Source organism: Corynebacterium sp. NPDC104732 (assembly GCF_055583565.1).
This window is the reverse complement of the sequence record NZ_JBVJNS010000005.1, coordinates 88,154-111,148: the sequence shown is the minus strand read 5'-3', so window position 1 is coordinate 111,148 and position 22,995 is coordinate 88,154. Positions and strand designations below refer to the sequence as shown.

Sequence of the window (22,995 nt, the reverse complement as noted above, 5' to 3'; positions counted from 1 at the left end):
GATGCAGGCTGCTACACCTGGGCGACGGCAAACAGATATGCCACAAGCATCCGTTTTATTTCTGCGACGGTAGCGTCGAAGGAGTGTTCATCCTCGCGGATCCCGTAATTGAGTAGGGAAGTGACGGTGTGGATCAGGATTCCAGCCAGTCCGAGCCTCATATCTAGTGGTGCGCGGGGTGCGAGAGGTTCCATGACTGCCGCGATAATGGACAGCATTTCCTTCTCGGTTGCGGCTGCGGTGGCGCGGGTCGCTGGGGTGGATTGAACGGCGTGCCACACGGCGCGCCGGGAGGGGTCCTCTTTCCAGAGCTTGGCAAGGTGGTCGATGAATTCGTCAAGGAATTCCGGCCACTGTAGTGCGGGGACGCGCTTGGAGAATGCGTTGAGTTCGGCGACGATCGCTGCGGTATCTTCGCGGTCGAGTTCGCAGATCAGTACATATTTGTTGGCGAAGAATTGGTACAACGTGCCGATGGGAACCTCGGCTCTGCGGGCCACTTCGTCGAACGTGAATGACTCGAATCCGGCGTCGACAAGCACGGCGCGCGCCGACGACAAAATACGGCTGTACTTTTCGCGGCTGCGCTGTTGCGCGGGACGACGACGGGGGACGAGGATCTCGGACATGACTTTAGCTGGATACCCCGAGCTCGCGAAGGACGCGCGCAACGTGACCGGTAGCACGAACGTTGTAGAGCGCCAGGCCGATGCGTCCGTCGGCTTCGATGAGGAACGTCGAGCGGATAACCCCTTCGACGATCTTGCCGTAGTTCTTCTTCTCCCCGAATGCTCCGTATGCCTTCATAACCTCACGGGAAGGGTCGGAAAGTAATGGGAAGTTCAGGTCGTGGTCGGCGCGGAACTTCGTGAGTTTTTCAGGAGCGTCGGGGGAAATGCCGACGACTTTAATCCCGACCTCGTTGAGTGGGGCGAGGCTGTCGCGGAAATCGCAGGCTTCTTTGGTGCAGCCTGGGGTGTTTGCGCGCGGGTAGAAGAACAGGACAACCCGTTCGCCACGGAAGTCGGAAAGGGAGACGGTTGCTCCGGTGTCATCGCTTAGGCTGAATTCTGGGGCAGGGGTGCCAACGTCAAGTCTCATGCGTTTTAGCTTACCGTGAGCATGCTTTGCTGCAGCGCGGGCACCTAAACAGGTAGAGTTAAGCGAAGTAAGCACTAACTCTTTTAATTTCGGGAGACACCTCGTGGCACGCAACATCGATGACATCCAGCGCGACATTGAACGCACTCGCCGTCAGCTCGCTAGCACCCTTGACCAGCTGGCAGAACGCAGCCGCCCACAGGCGCTGGTAAGCGACGCGCAGCAGTCTTTGGCGGTTAAGCTGCAGGATCCGAAGATTCAGGCTGCCATCGGTGGCGCTGTACTCGTTGTTGCAGGCTTGATCGGGCTATCTGTTGCTAGCTCCCGGAAGAAGAACCGCGACCTGAAAGCGATCCAGCGGATGCTCGCTGAGCGTTCCTAATAGATAAAAAGCAGCGGCCGCGACGGGGCAATAGAAGCCTTTGTCGCGGCCGTTTTTTCTCTACACCAGGGTAGCCCCGGCGTCTTCCATTTCCTGGAGCGCTAGTTCTGCATATTCTTTATTCATCGGTGCAACTAGTTCGGTCAAAACCCGAACCTTGAAGCCCTTTCGCACTGCATCCAGCACTGTTTCCCGGACGACGAAGTCCGTAGCGATACCGGCGATGTCAAGGTGTGTGATGCCGTGTTCCTTAAGGTAATCCTCCAGCAGAACGCCCTGGCAAGCTCCCTCAAAACCGGAATACACTGGCGTGTACTGGCCCTTGGGGAACAGCGCCGTGGGAGGAAACTCTGCGAAAGCGAGATCGAGGGCCGGATGGAACTCAGCCCCCAGCGAATCCGCTACGCAGTGCACAGGCCAAGTATCCAAATAATCTGGATTCTTTGAAAAGTGAGTCCCTGGCTTGATGTGCCAGTCCCTGGTGGCGAGTACGTAGTCATAGTGGTGTTCGCTACGAACGAGTTCCGCAATCTTTTCCCCAACGATATTCCCATTAGCAGCAGGTATTGCGCCACCAGGGCAAAAATCATTTTGAACATCAACGATGAGCAGTGCGGAAGACATGCATACAATGTTACCGAAGGCATATATAAAACAGACAAATGTGTCCTAAGAGCTGGTGAATGGATGACTAATCCGTGCCGATCCAGTGAAGGGGCTCTAGTGATGAAACCCGGGGAGCATTTCCCGGGTTTCGGGGTAAGAATTTCAAAAAAGCAGCAGTGAATCTCGATTCTCTGACGAGATCCGGGAAACGCTTCCCGGGAATTAAAGTGACAAGGCCCAACGGGCCGCCAACCCCTAACAAAACAAACACCGCCTGACTAGGTCAGACGGTGTTTTACTTGTGCGCCATCAGGGACTTGAACCCCGAACCCACTGATTAAGAGTCAGTTGCTCTGCCAATTGAGCTAATGGCGCATCGTTGTCCGTGAAGCTCTTGGCCTCGCTGGCAACGAAGAAAAATATAACAGCTATGTGCCTTGCAAGTAAAATCGCCTGTTCAGGGCGTGTTTTTGGGGTGTGGGAACAATAGCTACTGAATCGTTATCTAACTTCGTGGATTTCGGTAGCGTTTTCGCTTCGGAACCCGATACATTTAGTGGCCTAACAAAGTTCAGTTTTCGGAGGATAAATGAAGAGGTCCGTCGGGGCGGTTGTTGTCGCACTGATTTCAGTAGTGGCATTGGCTGGCTGCACCATTGATCGCGGTGATAGCGGGGCCGGGGAGCAGGGGGCTGATAGGGAGCAGGCAGCGGTCGTCGAAAAGCTGCCACCTGCGATTTCGGTTGAGGACGGCGCGCAGGGGGTGAGCCCCGCGAAGGCTGTGACAGTAAAGGCGCTGGATGGCACGCTTACCGACGTCCAGATGACGAATCAAGACGGCAAGGTGATCCAGGGAGAGATTTCCCCTGATAACAAGAGTTGGACCACCTCGGAGGTGCTTGGGTACTACCGCACCTACACGGTGACGGCGGAGGGGTCGAATGGGGCCCTGGCTAAGTCGGTCTTTACCACTCAGAGCCCGGCCGGCACGGCGTATGTGGCGCTTTCCCCGCTCGAAGGTATGAACGTGGGTGTGGGCCAGAGCATTGGTATACGGTTCTCATCGCCGATTCAGGATCGTAAGGCGGCGCAGGAAGCAATCACCATCACCACAGAACCCAAGGTTGAGGGGGCTTTCTACTGGCTGAATGATTATGAGTTGCGTTGGCGTCCGCAGAATTACTGGAATCCGGGAACGTCAGTAAGCGTGAAGGCTGACATTTACGGAGTAGATCTCGGCGGCGGTGTGTACGGCAGCGAGGATAACGCTACTTCCTTCAACGTTGTTGGCGGCTACACTGCTGTGGTTGATGACAGCACTAAAACCATGAGCATTTACGACGGTGACGCCGTCATCAAGACGATGCCGGTTTCGCTCGGTTCCTCGCAGTGGCCAACCCCCAACGGCGTGTACATCATCGGCGATTCCTACCCGGAAATGGTCATGGACTCGACCACTTACGGCCTCGCTCTTGATGCGGGCGGCTACAAAACTAAAGTTCAATACGCCACCCAGATGAGCTACTCCGGTATTTTCGTTCACGCTGCCCCATGGTCTGTGTGGGCGCAGGGTAGCCAAAACACCTCACACGGCTGCATCAACGTGTCCACGGAAAACGCAGCCTGGTTCCAACAGAACTTCAAGCGCGGTGACATCGTTACCGTGAAGAACACCATCGGTGGCACCCTGTCCGGCTACGACGGACTCGGCGACTGGAACATCCCGTGGGAGGAGTGGAGCGCAGGAAACGCTTAACCCTTCAAGGCCTCCATAATGGGGGCCTGTTCTTTTTCTGCCTCATCCACCACCAGCTGCGCGGCAGCCTGCAGCTCCGGGTTAAATCCCTTGCCGAGGTGCTGCTGCGCGGAAGTCACCGCGCCCGCTATGTTGCCCTGCAGCAAATTGAGGTACCGGTTCTCCAGATCCTTCCCGTGCATCGAATGCAACTGGTCCACGTCCGCCTGGGTCGGAATCCCAATCGGTGCTGGTGGGAACAGCACCTCGGGTGAGGTGGTAATGCCCCAGGTGGTGAGGAGCTGTTCTTGGGTGGCTAGCCGGGCGGAATGTTTCTGACTCACACGGGTAGCGATATCTTTCGCTTCGGGCGAGATATTGTCGGCAGCCAAGAGGATCTCGGAGGTGGACACGATACGCCGGCTGCGGACCACGGACTCCGCAAGATACATCACGTCGACAGTGTTGAAATCTGTCTCTCGTGGCACCTCATCGACGGCCCCCGGGCGTGGCATGGCAGAAGAAGGCTTTATAGAAGGGGTAGCTGAGGGAGACGGCGTCGGGGCACTGAACATAGGCGTGGCTGACGCCTGTGTGGGCGTAACGACGGTGATCGGCTTCGCTCCTTCCGAAGCCACAGGCGTCTCCTGGGACCCACACCCCGTGAGAACTACTGCTGGCATCACAACAGCGAAAAACGCTCTGTTCATTTGCCACCTTCCTGTACAAAAGCTTCGTTGATGTCGAATGTACTGAAAAAACAGCACCTACGGCACAAAACTGATGGTAGTCCCAGGGAAGTCTTAACTCAGACGTAAAGATATGCAAAACCCGCCCTCAACATGAGAGGGCGGGTCACTTTGGGGTGGCTGACGGGACTCGAACCCGCGACACCCAGGATCACAACCTGGTGCTCTACCAGCTGAACTACAGCCACCATCGCTGCTGTTTTAAGCAGCGCAGTTCATATTAATGCACGAGTCCAGTTTTACAAAAACCGCTGGTAGTGGTCCACAGCGGAGGCTGCGAAAGCGGTAGCTTCCTCCGTTGTTGGGCCAGGGTCCGCAACGAAGAGGGAACGGCGATAGTAGTCGAGCTCGCGGATGGATTCGACGATGTCATTGAGCGCCCGGTGAGACATCCCCTTCTCGGGCTGTGCGAAGTAGACCCGCGGGTACCAACGGCGCGCGAGTTCTTTCACGGAGGACACATCGACCATCCGGTAATGCAATGCCTGGTCAAGACGCGGCATGTATTCCCGGATAAAAGTGCGGTCAGTTGCAATCGAATTGCCAGCCAGGGGAGCGGGGTGGTCGGGGGAGCAGTGTTCTTCGATGAGCGCAAGCACGGCGTCCTCGGCATCCGTCAGGGACAAGGTTGAGGAGCTAATGGCGTCGATAAGCCCGTTGCTTGTGTGCATATTCCGCACGTAGTCGTCCATTTCGGCCAGCTCTGCCTCGGTGGCATGGACGACGAGGTCGACGCCGCTGCCGAGGATATTGAGGTTGGCGTCGGTGACGAGCGCTGCGACCTCGACGATCACATGGTGCTTCGGGTCCAGCCCCGTCATCTCCAGGTCAATCCAGACGAGGCGGTCATTTTTCATGGGAATAGGGTCAGTCATCTAGCTCATCTTCTTGTAAAAATTGCCAAGGATAGGTGCCACCAGTCGCGTAGGTCCGACGTTGGTGACCACCTCCATAATTTTCGCGAGCGGGCCTGGCACGACCCGACGCTTACCCGCAGCCATCGCCTCGAGGGTCTCCCGCGAACAGGACTCATAGGTGGTCCACAGCGCATCGGGGACGACGCGATCCACAATCGACTGCTGGTCCTCCGGAATCACCGCATCCCGGACCGGCCCCGGAGCCAGAAGTGTGCACGTCACACCCGTGCCACGCAGCTCATAATGCAAAGCCTCGGTGAACTTATTCAGTCCCGACTTGGTGAAAATGTAGGTGGCGTTGTTCGGGATCACCATGTCGCCCGCCAACGACCCTACGTTGCAGATTGCGCCTTCATTTCGAGGCAGCATCTGATCGAGAGCAGCACGGGTCAGCTCCAAACATGCAGTGGCATTGAGATGGAACTGCGTGAGCTCATAATCCCAGGACTGCTCCATAAAAGGACCGAAAGAGGCGATACCCGCGGAATTAATCAGAATGTTGATCTCGCGCGAGTGCATGTGCTCGATGAGTGCGCGCCGGGCGTTGTGTTCAGCCAGATCGCAGGCGTACACCTCCGCAGTGATGCCGTACTTTTGTTCGAGTTCAGCGGAAAACTCTGTGAGCACATCTTCACGACGCGCCACCAAAATCAAGTTGTGACCCATGTCAGCAAGGTCGCGCGCCATCGCCATACCAATACCTTGACTAGCGCCAGTCACGAGCGCACGGGCGGTGGGGCTGGGGTGTGGAAGAGCCATCGTTCTCCTTGATCGTCGGGGTGCTGCACCCATCTTAACCGCGCTTGCTTCACGACGGATTCGTCAGTTTCTTAGGCAACTGAGCCGAATTGGGGTTAATCTGTTATCAATTCTTGATCATCGATCGATTGGACTTCCATCCCATGCGTTTAGCTCGCCTCTTTGCCCCGATCCTGGCTACCGCGATTGTAGCCGGGGGAGCCGCACCTGCTCACGCGCAGGTCATGGGCAGTTCGCAGCTCCCACCACTGCCAGCAATCCAGCTGCCAACTTTCCAACTTTCACCACTGCCAGCAGGTTCCTCTGTTCCTGGTGTGACTGCAGCTCCTATCACCGGCAATGCGCTGCTGGACCCCGTGCTGGCTGAACTGAATGCACGTCGTGTAGCTGCAGGCCTGCAGCCCTTCACCTACGACTTTGGTCTTGGGGAAACCGCCTACAACCATGCCGTTTACCTGAACAACATCCACACAATGGATCACAGTGGCCTATTTATGGAGGTCATTGCCCGCGTGCCGAATTTGGGAATGGCTGTTCCGATGTGGATCGACTCCCCACCTCACCACGAGGTTTTGATGGACGGCACCCTGTCACGAGTGGGGTTTGGGCTGGTGTTTGACCAGGCTGAGGGCCGTTGGATTCTGGTGGCGCAGTTCACTTAGTTACCCTGCGCGTCGAAAAGTGTGATGCTAGTCTCGCAGCCATAATCCCTGAAATTTGGAGAATAGGACAGTATTCCGCCCTGCTAAGCATGGTTAAACAAGATATGTTTGGCGCACTCCTCGAACGCTCATTGGGGCCGAACTATCAGGCGGCATACGACAGAGGAGTGCTCACTTTCGCCTCGGACCGTGGCCGAGTGTACTGCGACACGTACCCGGTCGCCTCGATTGCAGTGGATCCCGCCACGCTGCTGTGGCGTTGGTCGCCCATGATCGAAGGCGAAGAGGAGTATTTCCGTCCCGAGGCATCGCACGGCTACCGTGCTTTCGGTGAGCAGTGCAACTTTTCCAGCTTCACAACGCAGGAGGTCCCTTACGAAGTAGTTAATGACGTCGCGAACACTATCGCTAACCTCGGCAATGACGTCATCAACACAGGGTTTTTTATCTTCGGCCCTGAAGCGAACTTCTACCAAGCGGCCTTCAACAATGCTGGATCACGCGTGGTATGGAAATTGGACAATATTCGCGATGATGCCGGTCCATTAACTGTCCCTAGCCCAGACCTGAACACCTTGCTCACAAAAATTCCGCGTTATTTGCCGTTGGTTGATGACCCGGAGTGGTCGCTCAAAGGAGTCGCAAGCCACTTCAAAGGGGTGGAGTGCGCGATCGAACGCTTCCCGTCGGATCGTCGCATTGTAGCTACTTACACGCTGAGTGACGGAGCACAACACGAAGTTCAGGTCACGCAGGATGAACAGGGGCGGATAACGAACATCCAATTGGCGTTTAACAATCACTTGGACAGCATGTCGAACGAGCAGCGCGGGGAGTGATGATAGGGATTTGTCCCGCGTGATAAAACCCTACGCCTACCGGTTTCAAACACCCCGGCAAACGCGACGGAAGGCGTAGTTTTTAGCAGCGCCCCTACCAATCCCTATCCAACTCCACTAACATCCGTTACATGAAAGTAGTTAGTGTCGCTGTAGCCAGCTGCCTGTTCATCGTATCCCTGGCCCTTGGCTACTTCGCTGGTCTGAGCGCCGATGAAACACATTTTGGGGCGCATCAGTGGCACTATCTCGCGTGGATCATGCCAGCGTTATTCCTGGTTTCCTTAGTATGGGTGTGGCGCGAACGCACTAAAAAGCCCCCCCTGCAGGATTCGAACCTGCGACCTTACGGGTAGAAGCCGTCTGCTCTGATCCGCTGAGCTAAGGAGGGAGTGGCCCCACACAGGGGCTAACGGGAACTTTACCGCACGCTGGGTAGGGGCCTGCAAATTAGGGCCTTACCCCTTGCCCGGGGTTAGGGTATTAGCATGACGGAAAAGGTGATCGGGGACAGGCCACGGACCTCGAAGGTGCTCTATGTAATTTTCGCAGCGACCGCGGGTGTGGTCGGTGCGGTTATTTCGTGGGCGTTTTTGGGGGCTTCTCTTGCGGCGTTGGGTATTCCAGATCCTGGTCCGCTGACGACGGCGGGGTTGCCGTTTTTGAGGTCGGCGGGGTTGATGTTGGCTGCGCTTGCGATCGGCTCGTTTATGGCGGCTGCTTTCTTTATCAAGCCGAAGGATTCTGATCTGCAGTCGACTCTGCTCAGTGTGGATGGGAGTATCGCGGCCCGGACGGGGGCAGTATCAAGTCTGTGCTTCGCGGTGATCGCGCAGCTGATGGTACCGATGTACTTGTCGGATGTGTCTGGTTCGCCGTTGAAGGACACGTTGAATCCGACGCAGTGGTTGCAGGCGCTGCAATTGGTGTCCACATCGGTGGCATGGCAGGTGACGGCAGGTTTTGCACTCATCACTGGTCTAGGGGCGCTGACTACCTACCGGTGGATCATGCAGCCGGTGTGGCTCACTGGTGCGATCTTGGCTGTGGTACCGCTGGGCATGGAAGGTCACTCAGCCACGGGTGGCGATCATGACTATGGCACGAATTCCTACCTTTGGCACCTGATTTTCATGATGTTGTGGGTCGGTGGACTCATGGCGTTGATTGCGCATGGGCGTCGTAAAGGCCCTGCGTTGGATGTAGCGGTCCGTCGCTACTCTGCGGTGGCGCTGGTGTCGGTGGTGGTGATGGCAGTGTCGGGCGTGATTAATACGTCGATCCGGATGCACTGGACCGATTTGCTCACCACCGGATATGGGCTGCTGATCTTGGCTAAGACAATCGGGGTGGTGGTGCTCGCGCTGTTCGGTTTCGTGCACCGTCAGCTCACGATCCCGAAGCTCGCGGACAATAACAAGCTGTTCCGTCGGGTCGCCGCCGTGGAAGTGTTGGTTATGGGTGCGGTGACGGGCGTGGCGATTTCCTTGGGGCGCACCCCGCCGCCACCGCCACGAAATGTTGACCTCAACACCATGGATATTGAGCTCGGCTACAGGCTGTACCAGGAGCCAACATTCTGGAATGTCTGGACTATGTGGCGGTTCGATATTCTCTTTGGGGCCGCCGCGATTATCTTTGCCGTCGGCTACCTGTGGGCTGTCCTACGGGTCCACAAAAACGGAGGTAGCTGGCCGATTACCCGCACCCTGTGGTTCCTTTTGGGCTGTGCGGTGCTGCTGCTCACGGTATGTTCCGGTATCGGCATGAACATGCCAGCAACGTTCTCCATGCATATGGTCGGCCACATGATTTTGACGATGGGCGCCCCGGTGGCGTGGGTGCTCGGTGGGCCGGTGACGCTCTTCCTACAGGCGCTGCGCCCGTCCCCGGATAATCCTGGTCCGCGGGAATGGCTTGAGGTTGCGGTGGATAATCCGTGGCTACGGTTCCTGATGAATCCGGCGGTGAACACGATCCAGTTCGTGGTGTTTTTCTACATTCTGTACATCACTCCGCTGTACGAGATCATGATTGATGAGCACGCCGGTCACCTGATCATGAACGTGGTGTTCCTGTGGTCCGGTTCGTTGTACTACTGGGATCTCATCGGCGTGGATAAGTCTCCGGTGGAGCACAGCCCGATGTCGAAGCTGGGGTGGCTGACGTTCTCCATGCCGTTCCACCTGTTCTTCGGCGTTTACCTGATGATGGCCACCCAGATCATGGGTGAAGAGTTCTACACCAAGCTCGGCTTGCCGTGGCATGTGGACCTGCTGCACGACCAGGTCGTCGGTGGTGGCATTTCCTGGGGTTCTGGTCAGTTCCCACTGCTCATCGTATGGGCGGTGCTGATTTGGGAATGGTTCGCCGATGACCGGCGCCGTACCACCGAAATGGAGTCGAATCCGCAGGAGGTGGAGGACGATCTGGAGGCCTATAACGCTCAGCTCGCAGCCTTCCAGCATGGCAAAAATCCGCACGACGATTACTACAGCGAGACCTTCGAACGCTAAAACCTGTGGATAACGCAAGTTATCCACAGGGCGAGCAGCAGGCTTATCGACGCCTCATTCACCATCTGCCATTGTCAGCTTCGTAACTTGTCACTGAGATACGAAAAGGACCAGACAATGGCACAACACAGTTACACCATCGCCGGAAACATCGTCGCTGACCCGAAGTTTCGCCGCATCGAAGCCAACACCTTTTTCACCATGCGCGTTGCCGCGTCCCGGGCTGTGAAGCGAGACGAAGACAAATGGGACTACTACGACCAGCTGTACCTGACCGTGGAATGCTGGGGAGACCTCGCCGTCAACTGTGCAGCTAGCTTGGGGAAGGGGCTGCCGATCATCGCCACTGGAAAGCTGGTGACACATGAGTGGCTGGATGGTAACGGTAAACAGCAGTCCCGAGTAGTGCTGCGCGCCCAGCACGTGGGGGTTGACCTTAAGTCCCATACCGTGGGGATCAAGAAGGTATCTGAGGTGGACGTAACTCCAGCTGAGGACGTCACCCCTGCTGACGGCCGGGTGGAAAACGTCGGAGAAGAGGAAGGCAACGATCTTGTCTCCGCCGCCACTGGGGACTCGGGAGAGGGGGAGCCACCGTTCTAGCGAGTCGGGGCGTCGATAAGGCGTGGTGTTGGATTGCCCCGAGTAGTCCGCGCCATGCCTTGCCCACTCATGTACCCTTTAGGGGACTAAAATTTCTGGACTCTCTACTAAAGGGGCAATCTTGGGCGAGTTCATCTACACGATGAAGAATGTGCGTAAGGCGCACGGCGATAAGGTCATTCTGGATAACGTCACCATGGCGTTCTACCCGGGCGCCAAGATCGGTGTCGTGGGCCCGAACGGCGCTGGTAAGTCGTCGATCCTGAAGATCATGGCGGGCATTGACCAGCCATCCAACGGTGAAGCATTCCTGGACCCAGGTGCCACCGTGGGCATCCTGCTGCAGGAGCCGCCACTGAACGAAGAGAAGACCGTTCGCGAGAACGTGGAAGAAGGATTGGGCGAGATCTTCGAGAAGAAGCAGCGCTTCGAGCAGATCGCCGAAGAAATGGCGACCAACTACACCGACGAGCTCATGGAAGAAATGGGCAAGTTGCAGGAGGAACTCGACGCAGCTGACGCGTGGGAGATCGACTCCAAGATCGAACAGGCCATGGAAGCACTGCGCTGCCCACCGTCTGACGAACCAGTCACCCACCTGTCCGGTGGTGAACGGCGTCGTGTAGCGCTGGCGAAGCTGCTGCTGTCCGAACCAGACTTGCTGCTTCTCGACGAGCCGACCAACCACCTGGACGCTGAGTCGGTGCTGTGGCTGGAAAAACACCTCGCGGACTACAAGGGCGCGGTCCTGGCCGTCACCCACGACCGTTACTTCCTGGACCACGTTGCCGGCTGGATCTGTGAAGTGGACCGCGGCAAGCTGTACCCCTACGAGGGCAACTACTCCACCTACCTGGAGAAGAAGGCAGAGCGCCTCGAAGTTGCTGGCAAGAAGGACCAGAAGCTGCAAAAGCGCCTGAAGGAAGAACTCGCCTGGGTTCGTTCCGGCGCGAAGGCACGTCAGGCAAAGAACAAGGCCCGTCTGGACCGCTACGAAGAAATGGTCGCCGAGGCCGAGAAGTACAAGAAGCTCGACTTCGAAGAAATCCAGATCCCAACCCCACCACGCCTGGGTAACCAGGTTGTGGAGGTATCCAACCTGGAGAAGGGCTTCGACGGTCGCGTCCTGATCAAGGACCTATCGTTCACCCTGCCTCGAAATGGCATCGTGGGCGTCATCGGGCCGAACGGTGTGGGCAAGTCCACCCTGTTTAAAACCATCGTGGGGCTGGAAGAACCTGACGCAGGCGAAGTGAAAATCGGTCAGACCGTCAAGCTGTCCTACGTGGACCAGGGGCGCGAAAACATCGATCCGGAAAAGACCGTGTGGGAAGTCGTCTCCGACGGGCTCGACTACATCATCGTTGGCCAGAACGAAATGCCATCCCGCGCCTACCTGTCCGCCTTCGGCTTCAAGGGCCCAGACCAGCAGAAGCCATCCAAGGTCCTCTCCGGTGGTGAGCGTAACCGCCTCAACCTGGCGCTGACCCTCAAGCAGGGTGGCAACCTGATCCTCCTCGACGAGCCAACCAACGACCTCGACGTGGAAACCCTGTCCTCCCTGGAAAACGCACTCCAGAACTTCCCTGGCTGCGCCGTGGTCATCTCCCACGACCGCTGGTTCCTGGACCGCACCTGTACCCACATCCTCGCGTGGGAAGGCAACGTCGCTGAAGGCCAGTGGTTCTGGTTTGAAGGTAACTTCGAAGACTACGAAAAGAACAAGGTGGAACGTCTCGGAGCGGAAGCTGCCCGCCCATCTCGCGTCACCCACCGCAAGCTGACTCGCTAAGAGTTTGAGAAAGTAGCCCCGGGAATGGGGCTACTTTTTTTGTTACCGGGGCGCTAAAGCGGCTTAAAAGAAAAAGCGTGCCCAGCTCGGTGGTTGGAGGCATCGTGCCGTTATTTAACCCCTGGGCATGGCCCTGAGGTTCGGGGTGTTTCATGTGTGGTTCTGGCTTTTCTCACTAAAACTCGGGAAGTATTCCCGGGTCTTGGGCTGAAATCACCGAAATAGCAGGTGTGAAGCCTAAAAAGTTACCGAAACCCGGGAAATGCTTCCCGGGTTTTGCGGGTTAAGGAGCAAAGGTGCGCCCGGTGGCGCCCTGATAGTGTGTGTGACAGTCACGCTGCTACTAAGATGGCTGTGTCACAATATCAACGCCTGAGCAGGCGCTGGAATCGAGGAGGATTAATGACCGACGCGCAGGGAAATCGACCGCTTTCAGGCCCGGTCCACACGACGAAGATTCCGGTTCGGTGGGGCGATTTCGATCGTTTTGGGCACATCAACAACGCTTCGTACATTGAGATTGCGCAGGAAGCTCGCGCAGTGTTCGCGATGGAGGAGTTTGTTGAGCGAGGCCACAGCATGCCGGCGGCTTTCGTGCGTTCCATGAAAATTGACTACTTGAGCGCGATCATGCCGGACACGATGGAAGTCATGGTGGAGACTCAGGTGGTTCGCATCGGACGGACATCCTTCACAACGGTCCAGCAACTTAAGGATCGTCACGGCGCGTTGGCCTGCGTGGTGGAGTGCGTGCAGATCACTGTGGATCTTAAGACAGGCAAGCCACGTCCTATTGAAGAGTTTGAGCGTAAGGTGCTCGCTAGCGTTTCCACGCCGGAGGCTGCGCTTGGTTCTGGCGGGAATGACGAAAACGAAGACGGCGAAGAATAGGAATGCTGCCTGATTTCAGCGTGTCACAGGGCGCACGGGGACTGCGTTCTTTGCTGCAGCGCGCAGTGGCCCTGGATGCGCGCGCCCTCGTGAGAGTGCAACCACTTGCAGACGGCGCATTTGATGTCTTTGTCACCACCCCCTTTGAGGTGTTGGCGTCGCGCCGGGTAGTGGGGGAGCTCACGGGCGAGGACACCGTCTTCTTAGCGCAGCAGCTTCTCGACGGCCAGGTGGCGCCGAGCCCCGTTGTGGCGTGGCCGGGAGCTTTGCCACCGGCAACCGGTTTTGTGGAACTGGACGTACTACCGGTAGATGTAGTGCACGAGTTGGCGGAACAGGGCCGGGCGTTGGCACGTCAGTTTTCTGGGCCACTTGGCCCGCCGAAGTCGCTACTCGATCAGCGGGTGTTGCGTGTCGAGGGCGACGACGGGATTGCCGAGGTATCGATGCGGGCGATTTTCACCTGTACTTCTTTGGGGCTTATCCCCGGTATTGCGACTCATCCTGACCTGCCGCGGCATTTGCGGGTCGCGAGTAAGGGCCGGTGGGTGCGTATCGACGCACCGTTTGGTTCGGTCTACGAGTCCCGCGGGATTAACCTGCTGGTTTAGTCCGCCCTGTTAATCAGCATGTCGGCAACGCGCACCATGTGATCCCACATGGCGGCGCGGTGCTCGTCGCTGAGGTCTGATTCTGGGATGGTGTCGAGGGACGCCTGCATGATTTCCAGCCAGCGCTTCGCCTCTGCCACACCGATGGGGAATCGATTGTGGCGCATACGTAGCCGCGGGTGGCCGCGCTGCTCCGAGAATGTCTGGGGGCCGCCCCAGTATTGGGCGAGGAACCAGCGGAGCCGGTCTTCGGCGCCTTCCCAATCATCGTCCGGGTACATGGGGCCGATGAGGTCGTCGGCCCGCATGCGCTGGTAGAACTCGTGGACGATTCGGTTGAAGGTGGCTTCGCCACCCACGGCATCATAGAAGGTCATGTGCGGTCTTTCAGTTGCGGAAGATAGTGGTAGGGCGGTTTGATTCCCGCTGCGCTGAGGGCTGGGACAATGCGGGCGAGCATTTCACGCTGCACGGACCATTGCATTCCTGGTTTCGTTTTTACTCGCACTCGGACAGTCATGTGGTCAAACATTATCGCGTTCACTCCATCGACCACCGGGGAGTCGAGGATGTCCGTTGCCAAATCGGCTTCCTCAGCCGCTGCGGTGGCGGCCTTAAGGATGGTTTCCTTCGCTACGGCGACATCGTTGTCGAGGGCAAGGGGTACGTCGATACGCGCTACGGCGTAGCCCTGGCTGAAATTACCGATGCGCAGGATCTCACCGTTTCGCACGAACCACACCGTGCCGTCGATGTCGCGTAGCGTGGTGAGCCGAAGACTGACATCTTCCACGGTGCCGGTAAGCTCGCCGACATCGATCGTGTCGCCTACGCCATACTGATCTTCGACCAGCATGAAGATTCCGGAAAGGAAGTCCTTCACCAAGGATTGCGCGCCAAAGCCCAACGCCACACCGACCACACCAGCGGAGGCGATAATCGGGGCAACATTGACTCCGATTTCATCCAGAATCGCGATGATGGCCCAGAGCCATACGAATAGCGACAATGCGGAGGTCGCTACTGCTCCGAGCGTGCGGATGCGCGATTCCCGACGCGGATCGGTGGGATCCGCTGCCGGTTTTTCTTCGGAACGCAACGGACCGAGCGTCGGCAAGCGCGGTGGCGTGTCAATGATGCGTTGCGTTAACTTGCGTACCACTCGGCGCAGCGCCCAGTTGGCCACCAGGGCCAGCACCAAGATGAACGCAATCTGGATAGGGCGGTCTACTAACCACAACTGGGTAGTCGGGTTATCCCACCATGTGGATACTGACGAAATCATGTGGTTTTGCATCACCGCACCAGGGTAGCGAACTTAAGCGCATGCAGCAGTGATGACGAAGGTCATATCCAAACGCTGGGATTGGTTGCCAATCACGCGGGTTCCTTCGGCCGTGCCGGACACCGTGGTTACGCCGTCCGCGCGCGTCAACTCCACAGGGATGGCGTGATTGGTGATCTCGACGGCGTCTTCCGCATCGGAGATCGAAAGAGTTTGCACTCCTTGGCCGTCAATGATCACACTCGCAGCGTTTTTGGCGGGCATTTCGCCCAGGATGATGGTCGTGGTTTCGCCATGGGTTGCGCATACAGCGGGGGCACCCGAAGGGAGGACCTGGTAGCCGTTAAGGAAAGCAGACCCTGTGGACTGTTGACTTTGCGTCGTGTTTGCAGGTGCGACAGGTGCCGGATCTTGTTTCTCCAGGTTAGTGGCCACTTTTTCTTCGTTGGTAGCGCAGGCCGTGAGGGCGAAAAACAAGAGCGGAATCGCGGTGAGCGCGCGAAGAGGACGTGGTGTGGCCATGTCCTCCACAGTAGTCGACCAGGAAGTAGACAGAAAGTTAGTGAATGATTTTCAGTAAGAGAAAACTTCGGTGTATCTTCTTGGTGAATAATTAAAAATATTTTCAAGAAAGAGTCAGCCGTGAAGAAATTGCAGAGGGTAGTGGGTGTGCTCCTGGCGGGGTCCCTATGTCTCAATCCACACTTCGCAGTGGCGGGGCCCAATGATGACAAGTCCATCGCTACCGAGGAACACGTAGATTCGCCCAAAATTTTCTGGGAAGGCGACAGCTTCCTCCTCAAGTCGGAAAGCTCCCAAGGGCTAAAGCCCATCGAGGAAACCGCCAACTGGATCGGGAAGGGCGACACCAGTAAGAAACAGCAGTACGTGTTCCCAGTGGGAGATGACCCGCGCCTGAAATTCCTGGGTGATGAAGGTGACCTGCTGTACTGGGCACCCGCGGCCGTGGACAAAGGGTACCCGATGTGGATCGGCTTTGGTGCCGACCGTGCCATCCCGGTGAAACAGTTCCGGGATGAATCCTTCCAACTCGACCTAATTGATTTTGACGGCCCTGGCAAGATGGAGCTGTTTACTGCTTCTACCGAGGATTTTCCAGTTACCCGCTTGCTTTCCAGTCATGATCAGGGCAGGCGCAGCACCTGGATTGATCCGGGCATGCATACGCATAACGAAACCACGTTCACCCGGCCCGGCCAATACATGGTGACCTACCGTGCCTCCGCGCGTGACCTCGAGGGAAATCTGGTTGCTTCCAAGCCGCAAACCGTGGCTTGGCAGGTGGGTGGCACTCGCCCCAGTCCCGATGGGCTAGGCGATATTCGCGCCGCCTACAGCAAGGCAGAGGATGGAAACACCAGTAAATACTCCTTCACTATCCAGCCTCATGACGCTTCCTCCGGGGGTAAGGACGCGCAGTATCTCACCGATCTCACTTTCTCCACGGGCTCTAGTTCGGATTCAGGAACTGCGGTCTTTTACATCGACGGCTACTACCTGGCGGAAGTGCCGGTAAAAAATGGCACCGCTACCTGGCCGGAGATGATCGGCTCCCAGAGGAGCAACTTCCAGGTGGTATACATTCCTGCTGGCAAGGGCGCCCGGTGGGTTTCTGAGCCCCTAGAATACGAGCGCACCGCAGAGGGCTTAACGACGCAGCAGGCCGGTAACTTCCCTGAACCGGCATCCCAGGACCCTGCACCCGCATTCGACTACAGCGATAAAGAGCTCACCGATAACTCCGTCACCATCTCCACCGAACCCTATGAGCGTGGTGAGGATATGGTCGCCATTACCGTACAGCCAGCAGATGATCGGATTTCTTTCCGAGTCCGGGGTGGATATTACGAGTCTGAGGATGCGGAATACCCAGATTGCGAAGTCAACTTCATCTCGGCTCCTGGGGAGAGGACCCAGGTAGAAACCCGGGAAGGCTGCACAGATCCGGGGATGGTGTTGCGCCTGGAGATCACCCCAGATGCCACCACCATTGGCCAGCGCACCAACTTCAGTATGGAGATCCCTGAATCAGGTGAAGTGTCAGGTAAAGCACAATTGGCTAAAGCGCAGGCCCCGAAAAACGACCCCGATCCTATAACGTCAGCGCCAGCCACACCTACTTCAGCTGCGCCTGAGCCGACTGACACCCCAGACGCGGAACCGAATCCGAAGCCGAAAGAGACTGCTTCGCCGGGCTCGCCTGCCGCGTCAACCAAGATGGCGGAACCTGAGCCGGAACCTGAGGCACCAGCACAGAAGTGCGAGAAACTTCGCATTGACGACGGTCACGTCGACTTAGGCCCTGTCATGCTGAACGACAAATTAACCTTTGCTCTGGGGGATGATTCTGGAATCCATTCCCAGAAGCATGTCACTCATGACGCGTCGAATGTCGCCTTGGTGGTCAAGCCACATGCTCGTCAGCAAATCGGTAAAAAAGGAATCACAGTAGAAAAGTTCCCCTTCTTAAAGGGAACCGGTGACCACGTGTGGGCGCTATCCCAGTCTCAAAAGCAAGGACTGATCTGGCCCGGATTCTCCTCTGAACACGTTCCTGGTCTGGAAAAAGGCACTCAGGTGACCTTTGAGATTGAACCACTAGAGGCACCCAAGGACGGTCAATGGTGGGCGTTTCTTACCGATAACTTCGGAACTAAAGTCCAAGAAATGCTGGGGAGCTCCGATGGTCCAGCATCCTTTAAACGGGATGGTCGCGTGCATATGCACAACAACTGGATGTTTACCAAGCCAGGCATTTACCGCATGAAAATGCGTACTCTCATCGGCGCAGACCAAGCAACCGAATGGAATACAGTGACCTTCCACGTCTTGGATAAAGGTCAAACAGAAATCACCGACGACGAATGCGCCCCCGGAAGCAACCCGGGAGCGCCCGGGACTCCAGAGACTCCAGGGGTTCCGGACACTCCGGGCGGCAAGGATACTTCCAAAGGAAAAACAGACCTGCTCACAGCTGGCCTGATTACTGCTGGTGTGGTCGCGGCCGCCAAAGTAGTTAAGGATCTGAAAAACGCCGCGGCACCCCAGAAAGAAGGAGGCAGCAATAGCCAGTCTGCAGCTGCCCAGGGCGGAACTAAGTCTCAATCAGGAGCACAGCATAATGCTGGTACCAACGCGGCTCCAGCTCAGAATGGCAAAAAGATGCTTGCTTCCACAGGTGCCAACGTGATGATTTTGATCGGAATCGCGATGTGGCTGGCAGGAATGGGATTTGCTTTCCTGTCACTACGCAGGCTCCGTGGCTAGTTTGAAATCAAGGGGGTTGGATAGCGATGTGGTTGTCGTATCCAACCCCTTCGTTTTTGGCATCGGTTTACCTGGGGTTTTGTGTTGGGAAAGCGTAGGGATTTGTCGCGTGGGACTAATCCCTATCGCATCACCAGCGCAACCCACCTAACAATGGCAGTGAACCCATTTAGGAGACAGCGTCAATGCTGCGCAGCCGCAGTGCTCGGGCGATGCGGTCGCGTGCTTCCGCCACGACGCGTTCCAGCCCAGGAACGAGATTCGTCGCCAAGAATTCGTCAGCGCGAGCTAGACCCGCCTCGGAGATATCCCATGCAGGGAACAGTCCGGTGAGGGTGGCACGAGCGACCTCGGAGGAGGCGCCGTCCCAGAAGGCAGCGGCGCGTGCGTAGTACTCGGAGTTGAACTGCTCCAGATTGGCGGCAGCGCCCGCGAAGGTAAGGCCTTCAAGCTTGTGGCGCGTGTCCAGGTTGGAAAGCGGATGGTCGAGATCGAGCAGCTTGGCAAAGATGTCTGCCTTGTTGTCCGCCGTGTTGATTGCTGCTTCTGCGCGCCATGCGGAGTTTTGTCCGCTGGCAGATGGGTCAGCTGCGCGCATGGCGGCAATCTCGGTGAGTGGTTCATCCACTTCGTCCGCGGCGATGAGGGCGGTCAGTGCCCACCAGCGCAGGTCAGCGTCAATGTCTAGTCCTGCTGGCGCGGTGCCGGCCAAGATACCACGGAAGTAGTCCAGGGCTGCGTCATTCGGGCGTACCTTTGCCAGGGCCTGTGCGAACGCAAGCTGGAAGTCTGACCCTGGGGTTGCGGCATGAACTCCGGAAAGGAGCAGCTCAGCGAGCATGTTGTTGCCATGATCAGCAGCCCAGTCCGGGTCAGCGTAGGACGTGACGGCGGTGGTGGCTTGCTGCAAGATACGCTCCAACACGGCGATCTCGGTTTCGGTGGCGGCACCGGCGGCAACCAGCGCTACGAAGTCACGGGCTTTCATTTCTCCGGCGCGGGTCATCTCCCACGCGGCGGACCAACAGAGAGTGCGTGGCATCGGGTCGGTGATGCGGGCGATGTTGTCGCGAACGAACTCGAGGGAACCTGCGTCGAGTCCCATGAGGCAGTACGTGAGGTCGTCGTCATTGACCAACACGAGGTCGGCGGCCGGCAGGCCGACCAGCTCAGGAACCGAGGTAGAGGCGCAGTCCACATCGATTTCTACTCGATGGGTGCGTTGGACTGCGCCGTCGATAAGCGAGTACAGCCCGACGGCGACGCGGTGAGTGCGCAGCTCGCCTGCGCCGGGCTGGGCGCCGGACTGCTCAACAGCGAAGGAGGTGTATGCGCCGTCGGCTACCTCAAACACCGGGGATAGTTTGTTGATGCCCGTGGTTTTGAGCCACTGGTCAGCCCAAGTAGACAGATCGCGCCCGGAGGCCTTTTCAAAGGCGCTGAGCAGGTCGTCAAAGGTGGCGTTTGCAAAGGCGTGGTTGGCGAAGTGTTGGCGGACACCTGCGAGGAATGCCTCACGGCCTACGTAGGCCTGGAGTTGCTTGAGTACCGAAGAGCCCTTTGCGTAGGTGATGCCGTCGAAGTTGGCTTCGACTGTTTCGATGTCGGTGGCGTCCGCGAAGATCGGGTGCGTGGATGGCAGCTGATCCTGCTGGTAGGCCCATGACTTTTCGATGTTCGCGAAGGTGACCCATGCGGTGTCGAACTCGGTTTCCTCCGCCTGCGAAATGGCCGCGGACCAGGTGGCGAAGGACTCGTTGAGCCACAGATCATCCCACCATTGCATGGTCACCAGGTCACCGAACCACATGTGCGCCATCTCGTGCAGGACGGTGTCGCAACGGCGCTCGTAGCGGTATCGGGTGACCTTGGAGGTGAAGACGTATTCGTCGCGGAAAGTGACGCAGCCTGCGTTTTCCATGGCTCCCATGTTGAATTCTGGGACGAACAGCTGGTCGTACTTGCCGAAGGGGTAGGCGTAGCCGAAGTTGCGGTGGTACCAGTCAAAGCCTTGCTTAGTTTCGGTGAACAGGCGCTCTGCGTCCAACGAGGATGCGATGGAGGCTCGGCAGTAGATACCAAGCGGGATTTCCAGCTCGTGTGGCTGGTCGGCTGGGGTTTCTGGGTGGTGGGTGAGTGTGCCGCGCCAGGTGTCGCGCACCTCATGGTATGGCCCGGCGCAGACCGCGACGAGGTATGTCGACAGCAAGTAATCGACGGAAGCAGTATGACGCAGGAACTCACCTTCGGTTTCGACAGCGGTTTCAGCGTTGGTGATGAACTTCCAGTCCTTCGGCGTCACGCCGGAAATGCGGTAGGTGGCCTTCTGATCAGGTTGGTCGAAGCAGGCGAACATGCGCTTCGCGTCCGCGGTTTCGAACTGGGTGTAGAGGTAAGGCTGGTTGTCTGCGGGGTCGACGAAGCGGTGCAGGCCTTGGCCAGTGTGGGAGTAGGGGATGGTGGCGTCAACAACCAGGGTGTACTCGCCTGGAGTAAGGCCCGTGAGAGCCAGGCCGTCCTCTGGGGAGTAGCCGGCCTCAAGCGCAGCGCCGTTGAGGGTGGCGGTGACGCGATCGGCGCGCAGGTCGATGAAGGTGTCGCCCGGCTTAAGCACCGTGAAGGTGACGACGGTGCGGGATTCGAACGTGTCCTCGCCGGTGGTGAGGTCGAGGTCGATGTCGTAGTGGGAGACTTTCAGCAGCTCGGAGCGTCGGTTAGCTTCGTCGCGCGTGAGATTGATAGAAGTCATGGTGTCCTTTCTCTACAATTGGGTTCCAATTTACCGCGAGCGAAAGGTGTATGGCATGAATTCTGAAGTGACGTTTTGGTTCGACGTATCCTGCCCGTTTTGCTGGATAACCTCCCGCTGGATCAAGGAGGTCGAGCAGGTGCGCGACATCAAAGTGACCTGGGTGCCAATGTCTCTTGCCGTGCTTAACGACGGCCGGGACTTGGATCCCGAGTACATGAAGAAAATGCAGGCCAATTGGGGCCCGGCGCGGGTGTTTGCCGCGGTTGCCACGCAGTATCCGGAACAGGTGGATGAACTCTACACGACTCTTGGAACGCTGGTGCACAATGACGGTAACGGTGGCCGCAAAGGTTTCGGCGGCTACGACGACCTGATCCCGGTTGCGTTGGAGCAGGTCGGTTTGCCTGCGTCATTGGCTGAGGTGGCGAACACCGAGGAGTGGGATGACGCCCTGCGCGAATTCCACCAAGGCGCGATGGATGAGGTGGGCGATGAGGTTGGCACCCCGGTAGTCAAGCTCGGGGACACAGCCTTCTTCGGCCCAGTTCTCACCCGCATTCCACGAGGCGAGGAAGCTGGCCGGATTTTTGATGGTGCATTTGCTCTCGCAGGTTATCCGCATTTCTTCGAACTAAAGCGCACCAGGACCGAAAAACCGCAGTTTGATTAGCGGGCGTCGATGTCCCGGATCTTCTTAGTATCTAGGCGGCAGGTCGCTTGCCCCGAAGAGTCCACTACTTCAGCTACGGTCTCGCCGTGGTAAGTGACCTTGCAGGATACCTGTGGATCCGGGCCTGGATTGTCCAACGTCACTGTCATCACGGGGGAGATTCCCGAGATCTCGGCTTTTTCCTGGAATGGTAAGGGCGCGGCGTCGATATTAACTAAGGTGCCTGAGGCGCTGTAGGTGATGTGGGCTGTTGGGGCATTGCCCGTGGCCTCAATGGTCACGGAATATACGCGATTTATTGATGCACTTGAACTTCCCAGCTCATCGAGCGCTCCCGCGGGGCCGGTAGGGGTGTGGCTTGATGGTGCGCTGATGGTCGGCGAGGGAGCCGGTTCCGGTGTCGGTGAAGAAGTGCAAGCACTGACGGTCAGTAACAGCAGTAGTGGGGCAATTTTTTTCATTGTGAATATAGAATCCCATCCCAGGCGCAGTTTGCCATTTTCTCCGCGTTGATATGCTCGGCAATTACAGTACCGTTTCTCAGTGCGCGACAGCTAAAACGAATGTCCTCTTTCATCTTCTCTGGGTCGATGGGGCTAGCGAAATCGATGCTGCACTACCTTCGATTTTTGCTTTGATCGTCATGGTGTGGGGGAGTGGCTGTTCCAGGACCATGTTGTCCCCGAGTTCATCGACGTACTGCAGCATGCCAGTAGGTTCTGTCGACTCGAACTCCAACGTGATCTCTTCCACCAAGCTATCGTCCAGCGGGGTAGCGGTTCGCCGTTGCTCCGCAATGTCCTTTTCGAGCTGCGTATAAAACTCGGTCATCTCTTC

23 protein-coding genes and 3 tRNA genes are annotated in these 22,995 nt (G+C 57.4%); 11 read left to right on the top strand and 15 right to left on the bottom strand.

The window, feature by feature from the left end:
* Window positions 1–11 precede the first annotated feature (11 nt).
* Window positions 12–629, bottom strand: coding sequence for a TetR/AcrR family transcriptional regulator (locus ACZ6ZO_RS05485; RefSeq protein ID WP_182385528.1), 618 nt, complete (start codon window positions 627–629; stop codon window positions 12–14).
* A gap of 4 nt (window positions 630–633) precedes the next feature.
* Window positions 634–1,101: a thioredoxin-dependent thiol peroxidase gene (gene bcp / locus ACZ6ZO_RS05480; protein ID WP_182385529.1), complete on the bottom strand. Its 468-nt coding sequence runs from the start codon at window positions 1,099–1,101 to the stop codon at window positions 634–636.
* 103 nt (window positions 1,102–1,204) lie between these two features.
* Here bcp and ACZ6ZO_RS05475 point away from each other — a divergent pair, with 103 nt between their 5' ends.
* Window positions 1,205–1,483, top strand: a complete 279-nt coding sequence (locus ACZ6ZO_RS05475) for a DUF3618 domain-containing protein (protein ID WP_182385530.1) — start codon at window positions 1,205–1,207, stop codon at window positions 1,481–1,483.
* Window positions 1,484–1,543: 60 nt separating this feature from the next.
* On the opposite strand, the gene ACZ6ZO_RS05470 is transcribed toward ACZ6ZO_RS05475, so the two are convergent.
* Together ACZ6ZO_RS05470 and ACZ6ZO_RS05465 are read right to left on the bottom strand one after the other, a co-directional pair.
* On the bottom strand, window positions 1,544–2,107 hold the full coding sequence (locus ACZ6ZO_RS05470) for an isochorismatase family protein (RefSeq protein WP_465291143.1): 564 nt from the start codon (window positions 2,105–2,107) through the stop codon (window positions 1,544–1,546).
* A 284-nt stretch (window positions 2,108–2,391) separates the two neighbouring features.
* Window positions 2,392–2,464, bottom strand: a tRNA-Lys gene (locus ACZ6ZO_RS05465).
* Between the two features lie 214 nt (window positions 2,465–2,678).
* On the opposite strand from ACZ6ZO_RS05465, the gene ACZ6ZO_RS05460 reads away from it, so the two are divergent.
* On the top strand, window positions 2,679–3,845 hold the full coding sequence (locus tag ACZ6ZO_RS05460; RefSeq protein WP_465291141.1) for a L,D-transpeptidase: 1,167 nt from the start codon (window positions 2,679–2,681) through the stop codon (window positions 3,843–3,845).
* Here the strand turns inward: ACZ6ZO_RS05460 and ACZ6ZO_RS05455 are convergent.
* The 4 genes from ACZ6ZO_RS05455 to cmrA all read right to left on the bottom strand — a co-directional run bounded on the left by ACZ6ZO_RS05455 (window position 3,842) and on the right by cmrA (window position 6,249).
* Window positions 3,842–4,339, bottom strand: coding sequence for a DUF305 domain-containing protein (locus ACZ6ZO_RS05455; RefSeq protein ID WP_465291139.1), 498 nt, complete (start codon window positions 4,337–4,339; stop codon window positions 3,842–3,844). The two genes, ACZ6ZO_RS05460 and ACZ6ZO_RS05455, sit on opposite strands and share 4 nt — an antisense overlap.
* Before the next feature lie 346 nt (window positions 4,340–4,685).
* A tRNA-His gene (locus ACZ6ZO_RS05450) sits at window positions 4,686–4,761 on the bottom strand.
* A gap of 51 nt (window positions 4,762–4,812) precedes the next feature.
* Entirely contained in the window at window positions 4,813–5,448 is a 636-nt protein-coding gene (orn, locus tag ACZ6ZO_RS05445; protein WP_182385554.1) for an oligoribonuclease, read from the bottom strand.
* Entirely contained in the window at window positions 5,449–6,249 is an 801-nt protein-coding gene (gene cmrA, locus ACZ6ZO_RS05440) for a mycolate reductase (protein ID WP_182385555.1), read from the bottom strand.
* A 143-nt stretch (window positions 6,250–6,392) separates the two neighbouring features.
* On the opposite strand from cmrA, the gene ACZ6ZO_RS05435 reads away from it, so the two are divergent.
* A complete protein-coding gene (locus ACZ6ZO_RS05435; protein ID WP_465291136.1) occupies window positions 6,393–6,911 on the top strand; it encodes a CAP domain-containing protein in 519 nt (172 codons plus the stop codon).
* Window positions 6,884–7,750: a DUF6882 domain-containing protein gene (locus ACZ6ZO_RS05430; protein WP_465291134.1), complete on the top strand. Its 867-nt coding sequence runs from the start codon at window positions 6,884–6,886 to the stop codon at window positions 7,748–7,750. The genes ACZ6ZO_RS05435 and ACZ6ZO_RS05430 overlap by 28 nt, the downstream gene beginning before the upstream one ends.
* A gap of 317 nt (window positions 7,751–8,067) precedes the next feature.
* Here the strand turns inward: ACZ6ZO_RS05430 and ACZ6ZO_RS05425 are convergent.
* Window positions 8,068–8,141: transfer RNA gene (locus ACZ6ZO_RS05425), tRNA-Arg, on the bottom strand.
* Window positions 8,142–8,238: 97 nt separating this feature from the next.
* Here ACZ6ZO_RS05425 and ACZ6ZO_RS05420 point away from each other — a divergent pair.
* The 5 genes from ACZ6ZO_RS05420 (at window position 8,239) to ACZ6ZO_RS05400 (ending at window position 14,163) form a co-directional block, all read left to right on the top strand.
* On the top strand, window positions 8,239–10,266 hold the full coding sequence (locus ACZ6ZO_RS05420; protein WP_465291132.1) for a bifunctional copper resistance protein CopD/cytochrome c oxidase assembly protein: 2,028 nt from the start codon (window positions 8,239–8,241) through the stop codon (window positions 10,264–10,266).
* 117 nt (window positions 10,267–10,383) lie between these two features.
* Complete coding sequence (locus tag ACZ6ZO_RS05415; RefSeq protein WP_465291130.1) at window positions 10,384–10,869, top strand: single-stranded DNA-binding protein; 486 nt, start codon at window positions 10,384–10,386, stop codon at window positions 10,867–10,869.
* Between the two features lie 121 nt (window positions 10,870–10,990).
* On the top strand, window positions 10,991–12,661 hold the full coding sequence (ettA, locus tag ACZ6ZO_RS05410) for an energy-dependent translational throttle protein EttA (protein ID WP_208767961.1): 1,671 nt from the start codon (window positions 10,991–10,993) through the stop codon (window positions 12,659–12,661).
* A gap of 402 nt (window positions 12,662–13,063) precedes the next feature.
* The gene (locus tag ACZ6ZO_RS05405; RefSeq protein WP_465291127.1) at window positions 13,064–13,552 is read left to right on the top strand and encodes an acyl-CoA thioesterase; all 489 of its coding nucleotides are present in this window, start codon (window positions 13,064–13,066) and stop codon (window positions 13,550–13,552) included.
* A 2-nt stretch (window positions 13,553–13,554) separates the two neighbouring features.
* The gene (locus ACZ6ZO_RS05400) at window positions 13,555–14,163 is read left to right on the top strand and encodes a DUF8185 domain-containing protein (protein WP_465291125.1); all 609 of its coding nucleotides are present in this window, start codon (window positions 13,555–13,557) and stop codon (window positions 14,161–14,163) included.
* Here ACZ6ZO_RS05400 and ACZ6ZO_RS05395 read toward each other — a convergent pair.
* Genes ACZ6ZO_RS05395 through ACZ6ZO_RS05385 form a run of 3 tightly spaced genes read right to left on the bottom strand, consistent with a single transcriptional unit; the run spans window position 14,160 to window position 15,970 of the window.
* Complete coding sequence (locus ACZ6ZO_RS05395; RefSeq protein WP_182385564.1) at window positions 14,160–14,540, bottom strand: globin; 381 nt, start codon at window positions 14,538–14,540, stop codon at window positions 14,160–14,162. The two genes, ACZ6ZO_RS05400 and ACZ6ZO_RS05395, sit on opposite strands and share 4 nt — an antisense overlap.
* A complete protein-coding gene (locus tag ACZ6ZO_RS05390; RefSeq protein ID WP_465291123.1) occupies window positions 14,537–15,448 on the bottom strand; it encodes a mechanosensitive ion channel family protein in 912 nt (303 codons plus the stop codon). The genes ACZ6ZO_RS05395 and ACZ6ZO_RS05390 overlap by 4 nt, the downstream gene beginning before the upstream one ends.
* Before the next feature lie 33 nt (window positions 15,449–15,481).
* A complete protein-coding gene (locus ACZ6ZO_RS05385) occupies window positions 15,482–15,970 on the bottom strand; it encodes a lipoprotein LpqH (RefSeq protein WP_465291121.1) in 489 nt (162 codons plus the stop codon).
* 120 nt (window positions 15,971–16,090) lie between these two features.
* Between ACZ6ZO_RS05385 and ACZ6ZO_RS05380 the strand changes: the two genes are divergently transcribed.
* On the top strand, window positions 16,091–18,736 hold the full coding sequence (locus tag ACZ6ZO_RS05380) for a choice-of-anchor M domain-containing protein (RefSeq protein ID WP_465291119.1): 2,646 nt from the start codon (window positions 16,091–16,093) through the stop codon (window positions 18,734–18,736).
* 169 nt (window positions 18,737–18,905) lie between these two features.
* Here the strand turns inward: ACZ6ZO_RS05380 and pepN are convergent, their stop codons facing one another.
* On the bottom strand, window positions 18,906–21,485 hold the full coding sequence (gene pepN, locus ACZ6ZO_RS05375; protein ID WP_465291117.1) for an aminopeptidase N: 2,580 nt from the start codon (window positions 21,483–21,485) through the stop codon (window positions 18,906–18,908).
* A 55-nt stretch (window positions 21,486–21,540) separates the two neighbouring features.
* Between pepN and ACZ6ZO_RS05370 the strand changes: the two genes are divergently transcribed.
* Complete coding sequence (locus ACZ6ZO_RS05370; RefSeq protein ID WP_465291115.1) at window positions 21,541–22,158, top strand: mycothiol-dependent nitroreductase Rv2466c family protein; 618 nt, start codon at window positions 21,541–21,543, stop codon at window positions 22,156–22,158.
* Here the strand turns inward: ACZ6ZO_RS05370 and ACZ6ZO_RS05365 are convergent.
* Together ACZ6ZO_RS05365 and ACZ6ZO_RS05360 are read right to left on the bottom strand one after the other, a co-directional pair.
* Window positions 22,155–22,439, bottom strand: coding sequence for a hypothetical protein (locus tag ACZ6ZO_RS05365; RefSeq protein WP_465291113.1), 285 nt, complete (start codon window positions 22,437–22,439; stop codon window positions 22,155–22,157). The genes ACZ6ZO_RS05370 and ACZ6ZO_RS05365 overlap by 4 nt on opposite strands.
* A 292-nt stretch (window positions 22,440–22,731) precedes the next feature.
* Entirely contained in the window at window positions 22,732–22,989 is a 258-nt protein-coding gene (locus ACZ6ZO_RS05360) for a hypothetical protein (RefSeq protein ID WP_465291111.1), read from the bottom strand.
* Between the last annotated feature and the right edge of the window lie 6 nt (window positions 22,990–22,995).